The following is a 17,566-nucleotide window of genomic DNA, read 5'->3' on the forward strand; positions in this document are numbered from 1 at the left end:
ATATAGGGGGAGATACTCATTTTCATATCAATAGAGCGCCGTATATCCCTCGCTGCTACATCCGATTGGATATGAAATCTCTATGAATATACATTGCAAACAAAAAAAGGGCGAAAATCCGCCCTTACGAATTCATCATATTACTTACATACACATAACCATGCAGCCTACCATCAAATCTGTAAATAAAGTCGGTACAGCATTCTAGTAGCTTCCCCACGTGTAACAGCCTCGCGAGCTTTAATCTGCTTATTAGCAGGAACATCGATCAAGCGCTGTTTTATTGCCAATGCCATCGTTCGCTTTGCCCAATTAGATATCGTTTTCTTATCTTCGAATTGATTCAAATAGATATCTGGATTCGATGGGTAATAATAATTTTTCTTTTCATGCAAATATCGTGCGCCGATCGCAATCATTTCTTCCCGAGCTATCGTCTTATCCGGCTTGAATGTACCATCAGGATAACCCTTTACGATATCTTTTTTCTCGGACGAAGCAATATAGGGATGATGCCATTGTGGAGATTGCACGTCTGAAAAGCTCTCCGTCGCTGTTTTATCCAAAGCGTAAAAAGCTTTAACAAGCATAGATGTGAACTCTGCACGGGTAATCAACGAATCAGGCTCAAACTTGCCACCGGCTTTCCCTTTCACAATTCCTTTGGAGGCGAGAAATTGAACCGCTTGCTGTAACTCTGGATCTCGATCATCAACATCAGGGAATGACTTGGAATTATCGCCCAAGAAATACGTACCCGGACGGTTAATTTCAGCTTCTACGCCATTTTTGTATGGATTAAATTTTCCACCTATAGGCTGCGTTGTTGTTCCATCCGTATAAAAAACACTGTTATTCGTTGCGTCTGATTGAGTAGCAGGTAAAACGAGTCCGATGTTGCTTGCTACGCTCGGAAGCTCCCTTCCTTGTTCATCCAAAAATTGCACCTGATATCTACCGTTACTTACTTGGACCAAATGAATAACAATGACAGGGTATGAATGAAATAGGCTATCTGCAGTCGCAACATGAATCATCAATTTCGCATCTCCCGCATGTACGGTAATATAATCAATATCCTTACGACCGACTAAGCTATCCTTATGCAGCTTGAACGTATAGCCATTTTGTCCAGGTGAAGACAAAACTTCCCCATTAATTACTAACTCTCTAGCAAGAACAATTCCACTTTCCGATAGCGATTGCTCCACCGCTGACTTAGCCTTTAGCGCACTGCCAGCTACGCGATTCATCAGCTCAGGAGTAATGACAACTTGTCCATTAACAGGAACCGGCTGCTCACTGCTTGCGGCTGAAATAACAAGTTCTCCCGCTTGAGTCAGCCCCTCCACAATATACGGCTTCTGTTTGTCAGCAGCAGGCACCGTTCGAACAGCAGTGAAATACGTATCGGACAGCCTATTGCTATCAGCGACATACAACATAAAATAGGTGGTAACATCTGGGTAACCAGCTCTAGTTGCAGTTGCCCGCACAATGGTCTGTCCGGGCTTATTCGCTTTGACGACCGCTGTGCCATTCACATACGATAAAGTTCCTATACTCGGGTCATCAATAGCATAAGTTACCTTAGTCCCAGGAAGCAGATTGTTAACGGCAATGGTTTGATTTCCGCCAGGCGGTAGAATCGTAACATAGGGATACAGGCTGATTTCCGGAACCGTCCGCACCCTAGGCTCGGTTGTTGTTTTAGGTCGATCGCCAGTTTGTTTATCGGCGGATTTATTTGTATGGCTATCTTTCTGTTTATCTATTTTTTGATTATCTGTTTGGTTACCTACTGTCCCAGAACCATCACGTTGCTCCGTTCTCTTCGTGAACACAACAAGCTTTGGAAAGTTAGAAGCACTCTCCCATGCCCACAAAGTCTGATCTTTTTTCAATACATAATACCTTTTTAGACCACCTGGTTCCTTTTGATGTACGGACACGATATCCTTCAGATCAGGAAAGACCTTGTCATTTTCCACAGACCAGAGCTGGCCATCCGTCCGGAATGCATACGTTTTATCCAGATTCGCATCTCTAATAGTGTCTAATTGAACAATCATTCGCGAGTCTGCTGCATGATGTAATTGAACAGGAAGATCGTCATCGCGATACGTTCGCCAGGACCAGACCGTGCCATCCTGTTTATAGGCATAACTTAAAATAGAACCTGGATCTATGTTGACGACACCACTAAGTCCCGTAATCTGATCTACAGTCTTGCTGTTTGTTCTGTTCTGCGGAAAATACGAGCTTGATCTCCATTTCCACACCGACCCGTCCTTTTTAATCGCGAATACGAGGCCTCCAATTGATTGTAAGGATACAACATCATCAAGCAGCTTGATTTGCTTCAGTGAGGACTTCGCATTTTTGGAGTTTCCCGTTCTCCTTCCCCAACTCCATACGGAACCGTCTGATTTTAATACAAACAAAACTTTGTAATTACCATCGAATTTAGCAACGAATGAAGTTACGTTACTCAAATCTTTGATAAGCGATGGATCATCCGTAGGATATGGTAGATGTTCTGTACGCTTCGCATCCCAGTACCAGACGGTTCCGTCATTTTTCAGCGCAACATAGCCACGAATATCTTTGGTGCCCCCACTCCTTCTGACATCGACCTGCTTTACATCTTTCAAGCCTGGAATTTGTACCATATGAGCTTTATAGACGATGTCCGAAGTGTAATGAGATGCGCCATTATTGATGTACCACATCCATGCCGTTCCATCCTTCTTCGACGATAGAACTTGCTCGTCAAGAATGTCGTAATCCTCACCAACACGTGTATATTGCTGTTCGCTGACGACATTCGTATCGTTCTGAATGGCTTGAACCGTACCGGAATAAGCCGTTAGAATTAACATAAAGCTTAATAATGCTGCCATGTATCGTTTCATTTTCGACCTCCACTACTATCTCTTTAGTAATCTCTGAACTGTGTCTCCAGATCCCCCGAGATTGGCAAATTGCCTGTTGCTTTCTTTCAACCTACCCTTTTTACTAATATTTCTCTATTTATTTATCGGGTGAAGAAGATCAGAAAGTTAATATTTCCTAAACAATTAATAATATTGTAACTTTTTATAGTTATTTATTTCTTTAAATATTTTATCGAATTATAAATTTACCCAGAGACATTTTGTATCATTCCATAACGCGACATAGTTTCCATGCTAACCGAGGTGTATATATTTTATATATAGTTGTATATGAACACATATATTTATACATTATCTATAATAATTTTCACATATAAAGCAATCAGATATGCTATACATTTTATATTCAATTTACTGGAAGGCAACCTGATATAATAATAGAAGCGCATGCGAGTGGATATTAAAGCTATCTCCAACCTATCGTTTGCCCGAATCGACTAGACAAGCAGGTCAACTCGTTAAAAAGACATTATTGAAGCTGCAAGAAAAATAAAAGAAGGGCGGATTTCCGCCCTTCTTCTTAATTGGATTACGAAAATGAAGATTCCTGACTTCCCCTGACAACCTCGCTCCGATACAGCGGGAGCAGTAGGCAGGCAGCAAAGCACAGTGCCGCACACGTCATAAACATGATTGGAAACGATACTAAATCAGCGAGCGGCCCCATCACTAATGCACCCAAGGCAAAGCCAAAATCAGCCGCACCGATAAACAAGCCAAGTAAAAATCCTCTTGCCTGAGTGGGTACGGAAAACGATACGAACGTGAGCAGCGCTGGATACAGCATCGCAAATGCGATCCCGTTCAATACTGCCGCGAGCAGCAAAATCGGCCCATAAACAAATGAACTTAGTAATAAGCTACCCGCACTTGCAAGCAAGCTCATTATCAGCACGAGTCGTATCGGTGTTTCCCCATTAGATGGAATACGGCTGCGCCCAATAAATCGGCATAACACGAGCACAACTGTCTGCGTTAAAAAATAGATACTACCCCATGTGGACTGTTGATTTTCCAAATGTAACGGAAGGAAGGTAAAGATAGCTCCATTCGCTATGGAAGCGAATAGCATAATCGTTGAGGATACGAGCAGCTTGCGGTTTTTCCACAGCCCTGGGGAATTTACGGGAGTTGCATCAGGGATGGGGGCGTGCAGTTGACTCGTCTTGGATCGCACTACGATAAGGGCAAAGGCTACATTGACAATACCTAGCACGACAAATCCAACAAAGATCTCATTCATGGATACGACATCCTTCAAATAAAGAGCCGCCGCTGGTCCAAAGGTTGAAGGTATCATCGTAGCAAGTGAATATAAAGATAGCCCCTGCCCCCTCACTTCGTCAGAGAGGAGATCGATCGTAATAATCTCCATCGCGGTGGAGAAAAAAGCAGCTACAATCCCTTGAATAATTCGGACAATTCCGATCATCCATAGTTCGGGGACGAAATAGCCCAGTAAAGAAAAAGCAAACACGATAAGCACGATAACAAAAATACGGCCTGCTCCATAGCGGTCGATAAGCTTCCCTGCAACCGGCCTCGCAAACATCGATGTCAGCATCGTCGCACCCATAATGAGTCCAATATCGGTTTTTGTCGCATGCAACGACAACGCGTAAAACGGGACAATCATAAGAACCATATAAACAATAGCGTAAAAAACAATTGCAATCGCATAAATTTTCATAGCCTGAGCTGAAAATGGATTGTCTCGATCTCTATTAATCATCCGACCGCCTCACCCGCAATATACTGACGACTTGGTGAGTCCAGCATATATTCGAGCTCAGGCTTGTAGTTGGCCGTCTCAATCGGGTTGATACTATAGGGGGTAAGACGTGCAGATCGTTCTAGCAAATGACTGGGGTTCAATGTCGTATCCAAGTTGCGCTCCTGCATCCATTCATCATTGTATATCGTAGATAAATAGCGCTCACCATTGTCAGAAGCGATGCATACGATTCGTTGTTTCCTGCTGCCCTCCCCTTGTAAAGCAAGCTTCAAGGAAACTACCATCCCCGCTCCTGTTGAGCCCCCGCACATAATGCCTTCATGCTTTGCCATCATTCTGCACATCATGAACGAATCTTCATCAGGCGCTTTATACACTTCATCAATACGATTCAGATCGTCAATATTAGACGGGGTCCAGCTGAGCCCCATACCTGGCAGCAAGTACGAATGGGCTTGTCCTCCGAAAATCGTCGAACCCACGGCATCAACTGCCACCACCTTCACATGCGGCGCATGTTCTCGGAAAAAGCGGGAAAATCCGCCAACTTGCCCGCCTGTACTCACCGTCAACACAACAGCGTCCAGTTCGCCCCCACATTGCTCGAACAACTCTTGTGCCGTTCCGTTGTAATGTGCTTCTCCATTAAGCGGATTGAAGCATTGATCAGGTCTAAAAGAGTTGGTAATCTCTCGATGCAGCTTATTAGCAAGCGCGATTCTCGTCTTATGATACGAGCCGCTGTCATCCTGCTCCGTCACCACGATAACCTCAGCTCCATACGCCTTCAGCAGCGCCAAGTTCGTCGGCGTCGTTTTAGGATCAACAAGAATAATGACTCGATAGCCACGCGCCGCCCCAATCATCGCAAGTGAAATCCCGAAGTTGCCTGACGAAGATTCAATAATCGTCCCACCAGGTCGCAGCCAGCCTCTACGCTCCGCTTCCTTCACAATATACAGCGCAGGACGATCTTTAATACTTCCACCTGGATTCGTTCGCTCTAGCTTCAGACGAATATCATATCGATCGCTATCTACCAAATTGCGCAATTGTACCAATGGAGAAAGACCAACGGTATCTAATATCGTTATCATCAATTCCCTCCTTATTTTGAGAAGTCGGGTTAATATATTCCATATCAAATAAAGTCCATGTTATCTTCCCTTTTTACCCGGAATTTAAATTTATCCATACGTTATAAATCCGTGGATTACAGTACCACTGCGCTATCAAACTGCCCTTCCAATCACTGTTGATTGTTTAAGACAATGTCGACTGTGCCGTGGACCAATCACTCGACTTCTAGATAGTTCCTCAGTTGTAAAAGGGTTCTCATAATATCAGCAAGAACTCTATCAATAATTGGATATTATCACCAGACCTCTGTAGTAAATTTAATGTATCACGTAGGTTCATCTTTGAAAATGACTCTTTCGAGTTATATGGAGGGATTATTTTCGAAGCATTAACCTCAAGACGGGGAATAAAACAAGGACGGAAATCCGCCCTTTTACATTAATTCTTAATCCCCATCTATTGCAAACTAATATTCCAACAGGGAAGCAAGAGGCTTACTCTTCATCTACTACGCGTTCGACAATGCACGTACGGCATTGCGTCCGAACTCACGGCATACTTCTCTCTCATCTTGAGATGGAGAAAGCTCCACTTTAAGCCCTTCATGCACAAGCGTACAACCAAGATCACGCAGCTTGTTCGAGAGAATATCTACAGCAGCACCATATTGTGTATAGCTGGAATCACATGATCCAAACACAGCAGCACGCTTACCTTCCAAATTCAAATCATTCATCTCATCATAGAAATCAAGGAACTCATCTGGAAGCTCGCCATCACCCCATGTATAAGCACCAAGCAAAATCACATCATATGCTTCTAAATCAGAGCCCTGCGCGTCCATTACATCCTTAACCGTTACAGCTGCACCCAATTCACGGATCCCCTCTTCTACAGCATCCTTCATTTCCTCTGTATTCCCTGTCATACTTGCATAAACCAAAATAATCGATTCGCTCATTCCACAATTCCTCCAATTCAAATATACAGCAAACTAACTGTCAGTTATTCCTCATGAGAAAGATTATCATTATCACTAAAAAATGTCCACTACAACATTTTCTGAAGCAATTACTTCCAGCGCTTATCGTTCTGCTTATTTTAAACTATGCAGCTTATCCTATATTTTTTCCTGATTATTTTCTGCGTGTTCATCACTTTTGCGTCCTGCACAACCATACAGTGAAAATAAAAAAATAGAGCTACGTATGCAGCAGCTCTAGCGATTGACCACAGCTCCATACTCGCTCTACAGAAAGTTGATTGACCTTACACCGAATCACGAATACATCTATATACGACGCATCTTCCCCTTGGACATTATCCTCTATGCCAAAATGATTAAGAAGGATTGATACTTCATGACGATTTGTCATAACGGCAACATTGTTAGCTTGCTTATTCAATGCATTGCTTAGGACGGATAACCCGCTTGGCTCATCTTTCATCTCAAACGCTGCATGATTAAATAATTGGGCAAACTGCTTCATTCCATCTGCCAAATCGCAAACGTTAAGCAGCCTCTCTTCCATTCGTTCATCGAGCACAATTGGCTTGCGCAATTGCGATGCAGTTGGCTTTAAACTATGTATCGCACGTAAAGATGGGCTTGAGATCAATACATCAATGTCCAATCCACTCATATAAGAAGCAAGCTCTCTTGCTTGATTGTACTCTGCCTCTGTCAGTGGAACTGACGACTCCTCACCCGCTCCTTTACAGTGCCTTACCAAAAATAGATTCTTCATCCAGAATCCCCTTTACCCGATTCTTTATCTATTCTCCAGTACAACAACACCTCAAACTATGATCTTGCAATCATCTCCGCCAACTCGACGATAACCTGCTCCCAGTGCTGCTTCATCTCCTCACGACGGTGTACATCTTCCAACTTTTCCTGATGGAAGCTTATTGTTGTTGTACCATTCTTATTCGGAATCAACCGAATTTGAAGGGTAGAGGGTGAATTCCATGCATGTGGCTGCCAAGTCAGCCGCAGCTGTTGAATGGGCTTAACAACACGAAGTTCGCCGCTTGTTCCATTCTCACAGCGATACTGCTCTCCAGCTTCCGCGACAATAGACTCAATTGGACCTAACCAGACATTCAGACCTTGCTTCGAGAGCAGTAATGTCCACATTTGCTCAGTGTGAACAGACAGTGTCCTTCGTACACCTACTTGATATCCAGACGAAGCCGTAAGGCCGGTTGGCTTATCATTGCTGCGTTGTGACTGCACCATAACAAATCCTCCTAATGTATTGAGCTATATATCAATAAAGCACCATAACTTCCTTCACTGAAGTTATGGTGCTACTCATGAACATGTATCCACTGGCATTCTAAACTGCTGCGGATGATGACGCTTACTTTTTTACAGGTATCCAAAGTTCAACTTTCTCAGGATGATTCCTATCATCCACATGGAACAGCTCGATACAGCTAGCTCCCCATTCTCGATCTAAGTGCTTCTGGCGAATCCAACGATATAACGCTTTGTACGCATCCGATATCGTTTCTTTCTTGCCTTCTACAACTGCGTAGAGCTGGGACGGTAAACGCAAACCAACCATTCCATCTGGTACGCCTTCAAGAGTGTCTACTTGTAAACAGCCCCAATAAGTCATGAATTGATCATTTCCATAATAAGGACTAAATATAAAATCCGTATGTGTAGCGGAAGCAATCTCATCTCTTCGCTTCCAGAACCGCTCATGCAGCTTAATGGACTCATCTGGAAAACATTCCTTCACAGGCCCAGAATAACTTATCCCCACCAGCTTCAACTCATCCTTTTGCATCAATTGACATTCATACATAAACATCGTCCTCCATTCGTGAAATTTGAATGTTCACAAAACTGGTAGTCATGTTCTTGCCATGTGCAATGTCACTTGTTTCGGCCTTTTTCTATAAATTGGCTGCTTATGCTTCAAAAAAGAACATCAAGATCGTTATCCTGATGTTCTGCTAAGTTGGCGTCGGATTTGGTTTTGTTTAACATTATACACAGGTTGCCTAGAATCGGAAAGGTATTTTTACACACCCGATGCAGCCCGAAGCCGCTATTCTATCGTTCCCGTTCGGATTAAATTAACGCTGACTGACGTATTAAACTTCGCCTTTGGGAACATATCTTGCCACAGATCTTTCGTTAACCGAGAATTTCTGACCGAACTCCGGTATACTTCACCAAAGCCCACCGCATCCGACTTTAACCGTTGCAAGTGGTTAAGCATCTTTAGCAGATCCACGCTCATCTGCTTACCCAGCTCTGTCTCAAGCTGCTCTACAGCTCCTTCTTCGGTGAAATCATAATCCTCCGATATTTCTTGGAGCTCTACATTCAACCGAATATGTACATCAAATTGAAGATTGTCCTGTGAAACGAGTTTAATGGACGACTTACTGCCAATATTGGAAATCGCCGTCTTAATCGTTTCAAAAGGATGGTGCACATTTTTCACATACTTAGCCATTCCGTCCTTCTGCATCTTAACCTCAATGGATTCAGGATTCTCCCGATTCATCAACAGTTTCAAATAGACCGCTTCCTCCGGCTCTATTTTTCCGACCATGATATCTCTTCGAAATAGTGCTAAACCCTTGATATTTACCTCTTTACCTGTTCTTTCTACGATAGGAAGTGCCGCTTCCTTACCTACACTATAAAAGTCATTGCGGAATTCGTGCAAAGTACAAGACGGTACCCAACTGTCTTGTATATTATGCGCAATCAAACGCCCTAAGTAAGTTCCCACATTCGAAATATTTGGGTACTTATACGCTAGTATATCTCTGACCGGTTTTTCGGTTACCGATAAATACATCATATCTCCATAGGATGGATCTCGGCTGAGTGTATCTACGATACTAAGAATCCCGTCTCGAGCCAATTCACCTTCATAGGCAATGAAACGAATCTGGCCGCTAACTACCTTGTATCCCAACTTCTGATTTAGTTTAAGGCGAGCTCCTTTACTCGTTTCTCCTTCCACAGAAATAACGTGTGAACTTTCTTTCCCTTCTTTGCTTGTAGAGCCATACAATACCGAACTCGTTTGAATTTTTCCTTCTCCAATCTTATCGTACCCGACTGCTACACTTATAGAAGTCCGCTCTAACACATTCGAGTGAAAGCAGCCTGATAAAAGGACTAGCACGAGAATAACAGATACTTGCTTCATTCTGAATTGATTCATGCTAGATCATGCTTCTCCCTTCTTATTTTTGCGTTGGCGCCACCACCATACAACAGCCACTGCTCCATTTAGAAAAAGTGGATATATGAAGCTGATGATAAGCGACATTTTACTAATGAGATTGTTCAGCGTATCGATTTGTACCCGATTATGAAAGACAAGCGAAACCGTATAAATGATAATACTAAACACAATCATTACCTTCTTATGCGGGAAGTTGAACAATCTTCGCATGCCCCTGCTTACTACCCAAGTCAAGATAATAATGCCCGGCACAACTGCAAACATCCATACACCCATAGCCAGAACTTCAATTCGCTCCAAAAAAGGATATTTGACTATCTTGAGCATGTTGATCGAACTCCATACCGAGCGCAGCAGCTGATCTTGACTGAAAAAGATCGTTGTCACAATAATGATGAACAAATACAGTACATTCGTAAGCAGCATACTGATTTGCATATATTTATGCGACTTTTCTTTGTCCTTGAGATAAGGATATAAATAAGTAATAATCTCAAAGCCTGACAAAGTGAATCCCATTGCAAGCGCTCCATTGAACAGTTGATACGGTGTCGCCTCTCCAATAGGGAGCAACCTGCTCCATTGTCCATACTGGATCGGATTGTAGTACAGCATCGAAAATGAAAAAATGACCAAGAAACCCATGAAGCTTACACCGGCAATGACGCGCAAGCTGCTTATCCCTGCATACCATGACAAGAACAACAAGATTAAGGCAAGCAGCCACGTAGGGAATTCAGGAAAAATCCAAGACTGTATCGCCTCAATGTAGGTACGTAATATAGTGACCGTCACGATCACGTAATATAGTATTAGCAAAACACTTAATGCACCGCCTACCCAACGGCCAAATAGATCTTGATGGATTCCGTACAAGTCAGCAGATTCATAGCGACGCAGCACCCGCAGCAGCAGCCATCCTGAGAGATGACAGACTAAGCCTGCCAATACTACTGCGATCCAAGCATCATGACCGGCTTCACGAGCTATATATCTTTGAAATCCAAATACACCGATCCCAATCTGGACATTACAGATGATAAACAGAAGGGCAAACGATTGTATCATCTTATTTGGTCTCGGTTTGATCCTAACATCCATGTGCTTCCCTCGTTCTACAGTAGAATCACTTATCTTTATTTGATGAGGAACTGTCATTCGTCACATCAGACTGCGGTTCCTTTGATGAGGAACGACTACTCATTGCATTAGATTGCTGATCCTTCCCAGTCTTGCTGTTAAGACTGCTCTTTGTATCCGACACCCTATAGCTGTAGTGTGATTTAGGAGTTAACAGCATATCCACTGTCAAATCTTTACGACGAAATGGAATGATGGGAAATAAATATGGCCTTCCCATGCTTGTCTGCCTCAATAAATGTATAAATACGACCATCGCTACGAACACAATACCAAGAATACCCCACATACCCGCCATTATGATCATCGGATAACGAATAAGGCGAATGCTGCTGCCCATTAAATAGTTCGGTGTCGTAAACGAACCGAGAGCTGCCAAAGCAACAAGCATAATTAAAATGTTACTTGTAAATCCAGCCTGTACAGCTGCTTGACCGATAACGATACCACCCACGATACCTATCGTCTGACATACTTTTGTCGGGAGCCTCACACCCGCTTCACGCAGCAATTCCATCGTAATCTCTAACAGCAATGTCTCCAATAGCGGTGGGAATGGAACTTTAGAGCGTGTTTCAATGAGCGAAACAATTAAGGCGGGCGGAATCATCTGATAATGAAACGTTAGCGCAGCTACATAGATCGGCGTCAAGAAAACCGACATCGTCAAGCCAACAAACCGCAGCATGCGAATAAAGAGTCCTGTTCCCCAGCTCATGTACCGATCTTCTACTGATATAAAGAAATCGATGAATGAGCTTGGGCCGATAATAACATGCGAGTCTCCTTCCATGAAGATAACTACTTTACCTTCCATTAGCGCCTGCACCGTTCGATCAGGGCGCTCTGTCAGTGTCATTAGCGGAAATATCGTATAAGGATGATTTTGCAGCTTCTGCATGAGCAGTGCATTGCCCATCAAGCCGTCTGTTTTAATTTGTTTCAATTTTGATTTCACATAATCGATATACTTTTCATCTACAAAATCAGCCATGTAGGTTAGCTGGATACGAGTTTCCATTTTATTGCCTACTATATGAGGTTCCGTCACTAAACCGGGGTCTTTTATGTAGGAACGCAATACTGCAATATTCGTGCTTAACGATTCATTAAATCCTAATACAGGACCAAATATGACCGTTTCATTTTCTGAAGCGGCAATCGCTCTAGCAGGAAAGTTCGCTATGTTGCATAAAAGGCCTTCATACTCATCCATTACAGCAATATATACATGCCCTTGCAGCAGCTTCAAGGCGACTTGATCCAGATTACCTTCCCGCTCAATTTCACAAATCGTTATCGTTTGCCTAATAAGCTCCGTATTCACTTCATCTTCATCAAGCATCGTCAATACGCTTAGGATCGAGGAGCTTAGAACCTTTGTATCAACTAATCCAGATACATAGCAAACTGCCACAGAAGAATTAATACCATGGACCACCAAATCTGAGCAGTTCGGCAGTAGCTGGTTCAGCTCTACTTTTAAATAAGAGGCAATATCTGAAAAGGTCATATTTGCAGTTGTCATTCCCGCTGCTCCTCCTTTCAGTGGCATTACCGGAAATTATCCCCCAATCGTTACAAAACCATGCAGATTATTGTGTTTGTAATGAACTTCGTCAAAAAGAGCAGTATACTAAGAGCAGCATCTAACATCGAACGCTCATACATACAATTGCCAATCTATATAGATATGAAGAAATACGGAGGAACAACATGTTTAACCAACTGGAATCTTATAGTGATGTGGAAGACATATGCGGCAGAACTTCCTATCGCAGAGGACTTAAGTATTACTATGCTCGTCGCATCATTGAGTTCAAACAAGTAACCGAGCATTTATACGCCGCTCTTGTGCGCGGCAGCGAGGATTACAGTGTTCAAGTCAGGCTGCCGTCTGTAAAGGAAGTTGAGGCAAGTTGTACATGTCCAGCGTCTAACACCTACTTCTCTTTCTGCAAGCATATTGCCGCGGTTATGCTAGCTGTTTGCGACAGCAGATTTGACAAGAAAACGGCTGATCAATATTTACCGAGTTCTCTCCAGAATAGGTATTCTGCCACGATTAGTTCCAAAGACACAGCATTGACCCGCAATATGATTTCGATTTTTGGTAGTCAAGCTTATCAATCGGCATCCCAAGACGATTATGACGCCTATGAAGACGATGAGTATGCACGTGAAACGCTGCAAGTAGAGTGGATCTGCCATGCAGTATCACATGCGCGCAGAAGTTACTTCGCGCTTGAGTTTCGGATCGGTCCGCAGCGGCTGTATATCGTACCTAAGGTAAGAGAATTTTTGACGGCGTTTGCCCAAGCTCAACCGTTCGCGTTTTCTAAAAAATTTACCTACAGCCCTGATCAATACCGCTTCACCGCTCAAGATGAGGCCATCATTCGAAAGCTAATCGACATCGTGCGGATCGAAGAAAGTTATTACGACCTTATGTATGGATTGAATAGCAGCAGCAGGCTTGGCACGGAACGGACGATCGTTATCCCACCTCATATGTGGGAGGAAACGATCCCTTTACTGCTGCAAGTTCCGATTCGGATCGAACAAGATACGAAGCAATATGACCTACGGCTCGGAGAACAGGGTAAAGTCCCGCTCTCCTTCCGGATCAAACAAGAAGAAACAGATATTTACGAACTTGCTATTGAGGGTTTACAAACAGCACTGCCAATGGAGCAGTATGGCTATATATGTGCGGAGGGCATGCTCTGCCCTGTAAGTGATCTGCAGCTGGATCAGTTCACGGCACTTAAGAAGCTGTTCTATATGTCTCGCAGCAACGAAGTCCGCATTGCAGCCAATGAGCTTCCTGCTTTTATTGAGCGTGCACTCCCAGGGATTAAAGCACTTGGTCAAGTTGCGATTGCACCTGAGATTGCCGATAAGATTGTAAGTCCAAGTCTCGTAACGAAGATCTACATCGATAAATACGATAACAACTTATCGGTCTTGGTCGAATTCCTTTACGATGATAAAGTCATCTACCCGTTTCAGCCTGAACAGGTATCCATGGAGCAGGACGTAGAACGCTATGTATTGCGCAGCTACGAGCAGGAAAATGAGATTGTCCGTATCCTTGAGCAATCGGGCCTCCGCAACAACGGAAAGCAGCTATATACCAATGACGAAGAAGCGATATACAGCTTTCTGTATCATTTACTGCCCAAGTTGGAGCCAATTGCACAGATCTACTCCACGGAGGCGGTCAAATCTCTTATGTTCCATGCTCCGCAGCAGCCTAGAGCGATGTTGGACGTGGATGCAGCTACAGATTGGCTAGAGGTCAAGTTCGATATGGTAGGCATCGAGCAAAGCGATATTCATGATATCCTCTTTTCTATTTTGGAGAAGAGGAAGTATTATCGCTTGCCAAGCGGGGCTTTCGTTTCATTGGAGCAAGAAAGTTATCGCCAATTCGGCGATCTTATGCATGAAGTTGGCATGAGCCGTTCAGAGGTACAGCAAGATCGGATTTTCCTTCCCATAACGAGAGGTCTTAGTCTTATCGAAACAGGAGACGACTATCGAGCTCGCGGGGTAAAGTTTGGTAAGCAGTTCCGCCAGATGCTGGATCATATGAAGAGTCCTGAGGACCTGGAATTTGAGGTTCCAGTTCCATTGACGAATGTACTGCGGGACTATCAAACCTATGGCTTCCACTGGCTCAAAACGTTGTCCTACTACCGCTTCGGCGGCATTTTAGCTGATGATATGGGGCTTGGGAAGACGCTGCAAAGCATCGCCTACATTGTTTCGGAACGCGAAGCGCTTAGCCAACAGCAGACGGAAACTAACAAACCTGTGCTCGTTGTAGCGCCTGCTTCCTTGGTCTATAACTGGCGTAATGAGCTTCACAAGTTTGCGCCTCAGTTAAGGGTACAGCTCGCAGCAGGACTGAAGGATGAGCGCAGCCAAGCGATTGAGTCTTTAGATGAAGTAGATGTGTTGATTACTTCCTATCCTTCTTTACGCAGGGACATTCACCTGTATGAAAATATTGTGTTCAGCATCTTGCTGCTAGATGAGGCACAAACGATTAAAAACGAAGCAACACAAGCTTCCAAAGCAGTCAGACAAATTACAGCAAGCCGTAGATTTGCCCTTACAGGTACGCCGATCGAGAATTCCATCGAAGAAATATGGGCGATCTTTGAAGCCGTGTTCCCTGGCTTGTTCACGAGCAAGAAGTCGTTCCAAGCACTATCTCGTGAAGAACTGGCACGCAAAGTAAGGCCATTTATATTGCGGCGACTCAAGCAAGACGTGCTGAAAGAACTGCCAGACAAAATTGAAACGCTGCATATGACGGAGCTATCACTCGATCAGAAGAAGCTGTACTTGGCTTACTTGAGTCGGCTTCAGGAGGAGACGCTGGAAGTATTGGCCGCAGAAGGCTTCCAAAAAGGTCGGATGAAAATACTCGCAGGCATTACTCGCTTACGCCAACTCTGCTGTCATCCTTCCTTGTTCATACAAGAATACGAAGGATCATCCGGCAAACTTGAACAACTGCTAGAGCTTGTGGAAGAATGCATGAGCAGCGGCAAGCGGATGCTTATCTTCTCACAGTTCACGAGTATGCTTGAGCTTATTCGCAGCGAACTTGATGCAAGCGGCAGACCCGTCTTCTATCTGGATGGCAAGACACCGCCAAGCGAACGAGTGGAGCTGTGTCAGCGATTCAATGAGGGAGAACGTGATATTTTCCTCATATCGCTTAGAGCTGGAGGAACTGGGCTTAATTTGACTGGTGCTGACACCGTCGTCCTGTATGATTTATGGTGGAACCCTGCTGTTGAACAACAAGCTGCAGACCGCGCCCATCGTATCGGCCAAAAAAATGTGGTACAGGTCATTCGCCTCGTTACGCATGGTACGATCGAGGAGAAGATTTATGAATTGCAGCAGCGCAAAAAAGATTTGATTCACGAGGTAATCCAGCCAGGTGAGGAAACGCTATCTGCCATTACAGAACAGGAAATTCGTGAAATACTAAGTATCGGTTGATAGCTGCATAATGGCTCGTTCACGCTTGAACTTGAAATCGTACGGATCAGTATCGTTTTCAAGTTCTCAAGTATAAACAGGAAGCAAGCCTCATTCAAATATGCCATAGAATAAATAAAAGAGAGGGTCTGTCCGCACGTTACTATGCTGACAAGACCCTCTTTGTATTTGCATTTTTGTTTATGGTTGCTGCGTCTGGCAAGATGGTTTTCAACAACTCGCAGTGACCACTTACTCTTCTTGCGAGAAATACACTTTATAATAATGAAGCTTGCGCTCCTCATCATAGCCGCGTTCCACATAAGGGAAACTTTCACTCTTCAGCTTCAATTCAACCCCTGTGTCAGTCTTAATCACGTTACGAAGCGTCTTCTTCACTTTTTTCAAAGCAGTTTGTGAAATGGGCATAGCATCGAATGGAGGAAGTTCGTTCATTTCGGTATACGACTCTTTGTATACTTTGAACATCTCACCCTGACTATGGTCCTGAAGCACGTTATGAATAAACTCCTCTTCCTCGAACTTGTCCGCGCGTGAGAAGTAATCCATCGTGCTGTTGATAAATTCCAACTTTTCCTTCTTCTCTGGCTGCTCAGAGGCTGGCGCAATCACATTGTCATAAAACTCATTCACCATTTGAATCGCATGATCTGTATAATAATTTTCGTCCTCCATCAACGTAACGTTAAGGAAGTCCTCCATCCAATACATCGCCGCATCTTGCGTCTTTCCAGCTGTCGCGTCAACTACACCTACTACGAAACCGCCGATGGCCTTCACATTCAAAATTAGACAGCCCTTGTCCAGCTTGCGGACATTGACGCCCTCTTCAATTAGCAATCCTAGATCTTCGTGGTTCGGCTCATCTAGCTTCAAATACACATCTTTGTTCTCAGACTTAAATATCCCGATCGCGTCAATGCTGAAGTCGTTATATAAAATGTTGTTCAAATGCACGACATAGAGCTCACCTGACTTAATCTGCGGATGTGAGGATTGCTCATACAAATGATTCAGTATGTGTACAGATTGCTCTTGAAACGTATTTGGCTGATCGAACATGCGGCTCGCATACGTGTATACCTCATTCATCGACAGATCCGTTTCGTGATGGAATCGATAAAACATCTCGAACTTGAAGCTGGTCAAAAAATATTTTAACAACGTATCGCGAACTTCCTCACTCGGCACTTCGTATCGAGTTTGCGAGATGCGTACGCCCTCATCTCTAGATTTATTGCCTACTTTATGAACGACCATCTGGTGAATATCTACCTTGGACAGATCAATCATCCTGCTCACTCTCTCTTTCTCCAAACGTCACATCTCACCATTGTACCTTGATTATCGTGCAAAGAAAATAGCTTACAACATTAACCTGTATTTCGTCTGCAGTATACTCC

12 protein-coding genes and 1 pseudogene are annotated in these 17,566 nt (G+C 43.7%); 2 read left to right on the plus strand and 11 right to left on the minus strand.

Annotation, left to right across the window (positions count from 1 at the left end; translation table 11 throughout):
- Positions 1-173: 173 nt before the first annotated feature.
- A complete protein-coding gene (locus NQ117_RS09215) occupies positions 174-2,915 on the minus strand; it encodes an S-layer homology domain-containing protein (RefSeq protein ID WP_258277664.1) in 2,742 nt (913 codons plus the stop codon).
- A gap of 424 nt (positions 2,916-3,339) precedes the next feature.
- Here NQ117_RS09215 and NQ117_RS09220 point away from each other — a divergent pair.
- A pseudogene (locus NQ117_RS09220) lies at positions 3,340-3,450 on the plus strand (deoxyribonuclease V); the annotation flags it as partial.
- Between the two features lie 36 nt (positions 3,451-3,486).
- On the opposite strand, the gene cntE reads toward NQ117_RS09220, so the two are convergent.
- The 9 genes from cntE to NQ117_RS09265 form a co-directional block, all read right to left on the minus strand.
- Positions 3,487-4,689, minus strand: coding sequence for a staphylopine family metallophore export MFS transporter CntE (cntE, locus tag NQ117_RS09225; protein WP_258277665.1), 1,203 nt, complete (start codon positions 4,687-4,689; stop codon positions 3,487-3,489).
- Complete coding sequence (locus NQ117_RS09230) at positions 4,686-5,789, minus strand: PLP-dependent cysteine synthase family protein (RefSeq protein ID WP_258277666.1); 1,104 nt, start codon at positions 5,787-5,789, stop codon at positions 4,686-4,688. Before NQ117_RS09230 ends, cntE begins: the two co-directional genes overlap by 4 nt.
- A 491-nt stretch (positions 5,790-6,280) precedes the next feature.
- On the minus strand, positions 6,281-6,733 hold the full coding sequence (locus NQ117_RS09235) for a flavodoxin (protein WP_258277667.1): 453 nt from the start codon (positions 6,731-6,733) through the stop codon (positions 6,281-6,283).
- 241 nt (positions 6,734-6,974) lie between these two features.
- Positions 6,975-7,520 (minus strand): histidine phosphatase family protein, encoded by a 546-nt coding sequence (locus NQ117_RS09240; RefSeq protein ID WP_258277668.1) that lies wholly within the window; start codon positions 7,518-7,520, stop codon positions 6,975-6,977.
- 56 nt (positions 7,521-7,576) lie between these two features.
- The gene (locus tag NQ117_RS09245; RefSeq protein ID WP_258277669.1) at positions 7,577-8,014 is read right to left on the minus strand and encodes an SRPBCC domain-containing protein; all 438 of its coding nucleotides are present in this window, start codon (positions 8,012-8,014) and stop codon (positions 7,577-7,579) included.
- A 124-nt stretch (positions 8,015-8,138) separates the two neighbouring features.
- A complete protein-coding gene (locus tag NQ117_RS09250; RefSeq protein WP_258277670.1) occupies positions 8,139-8,591 on the minus strand; it encodes a GyrI-like domain-containing protein in 453 nt (150 codons plus the stop codon).
- A 246-nt stretch (positions 8,592-8,837) separates the two neighbouring features.
- A complete protein-coding gene (locus NQ117_RS09255; RefSeq protein ID WP_258277671.1) occupies positions 8,838-9,974 on the minus strand; it encodes a Ger(x)C family spore germination protein in 1,137 nt (378 codons plus the stop codon).
- A gap of 6 nt (positions 9,975-9,980) precedes the next feature.
- Positions 9,981-11,099 (minus strand): GerAB/ArcD/ProY family transporter, encoded by a 1,119-nt coding sequence (locus tag NQ117_RS09260; protein WP_258277672.1) that lies wholly within the window; start codon positions 11,097-11,099, stop codon positions 9,981-9,983.
- 25 nt (positions 11,100-11,124) lie between these two features.
- Positions 11,125-12,666 (minus strand): spore germination protein, encoded by a 1,542-nt coding sequence (locus NQ117_RS09265; protein WP_258277673.1) that lies wholly within the window; start codon positions 12,664-12,666, stop codon positions 11,125-11,127.
- 188 nt (positions 12,667-12,854) lie between these two features.
- Between NQ117_RS09265 and NQ117_RS09270 the strand changes: the two genes are divergently transcribed.
- Entirely contained in the window at positions 12,855-16,163 is a 3,309-nt protein-coding gene (locus NQ117_RS09270) for a DEAD/DEAH box helicase (RefSeq protein ID WP_258277674.1), read from the plus strand.
- Positions 16,164-16,394: 231 nt separating this feature from the next.
- On the opposite strand, the gene NQ117_RS09275 is transcribed toward NQ117_RS09270, so the two are convergent.
- Positions 16,395-17,456 carry a nucleoid-associated protein gene (locus NQ117_RS09275; protein ID WP_258278211.1) on the minus strand — a complete coding sequence of 354 codons (1,062 nt, stop codon included), beginning with the start codon at positions 17,454-17,456 and terminating at the stop codon, positions 16,395-16,397.
- Between the last annotated feature and the right edge of the window lie 110 nt (positions 17,457-17,566).

This window comes from Paenibacillus sp. SC116, assembly GCF_024733555.1.
Lineage (GTDB): Bacteria > Bacillota > Bacilli > Paenibacillales > Paenibacillaceae > Paenibacillus_B.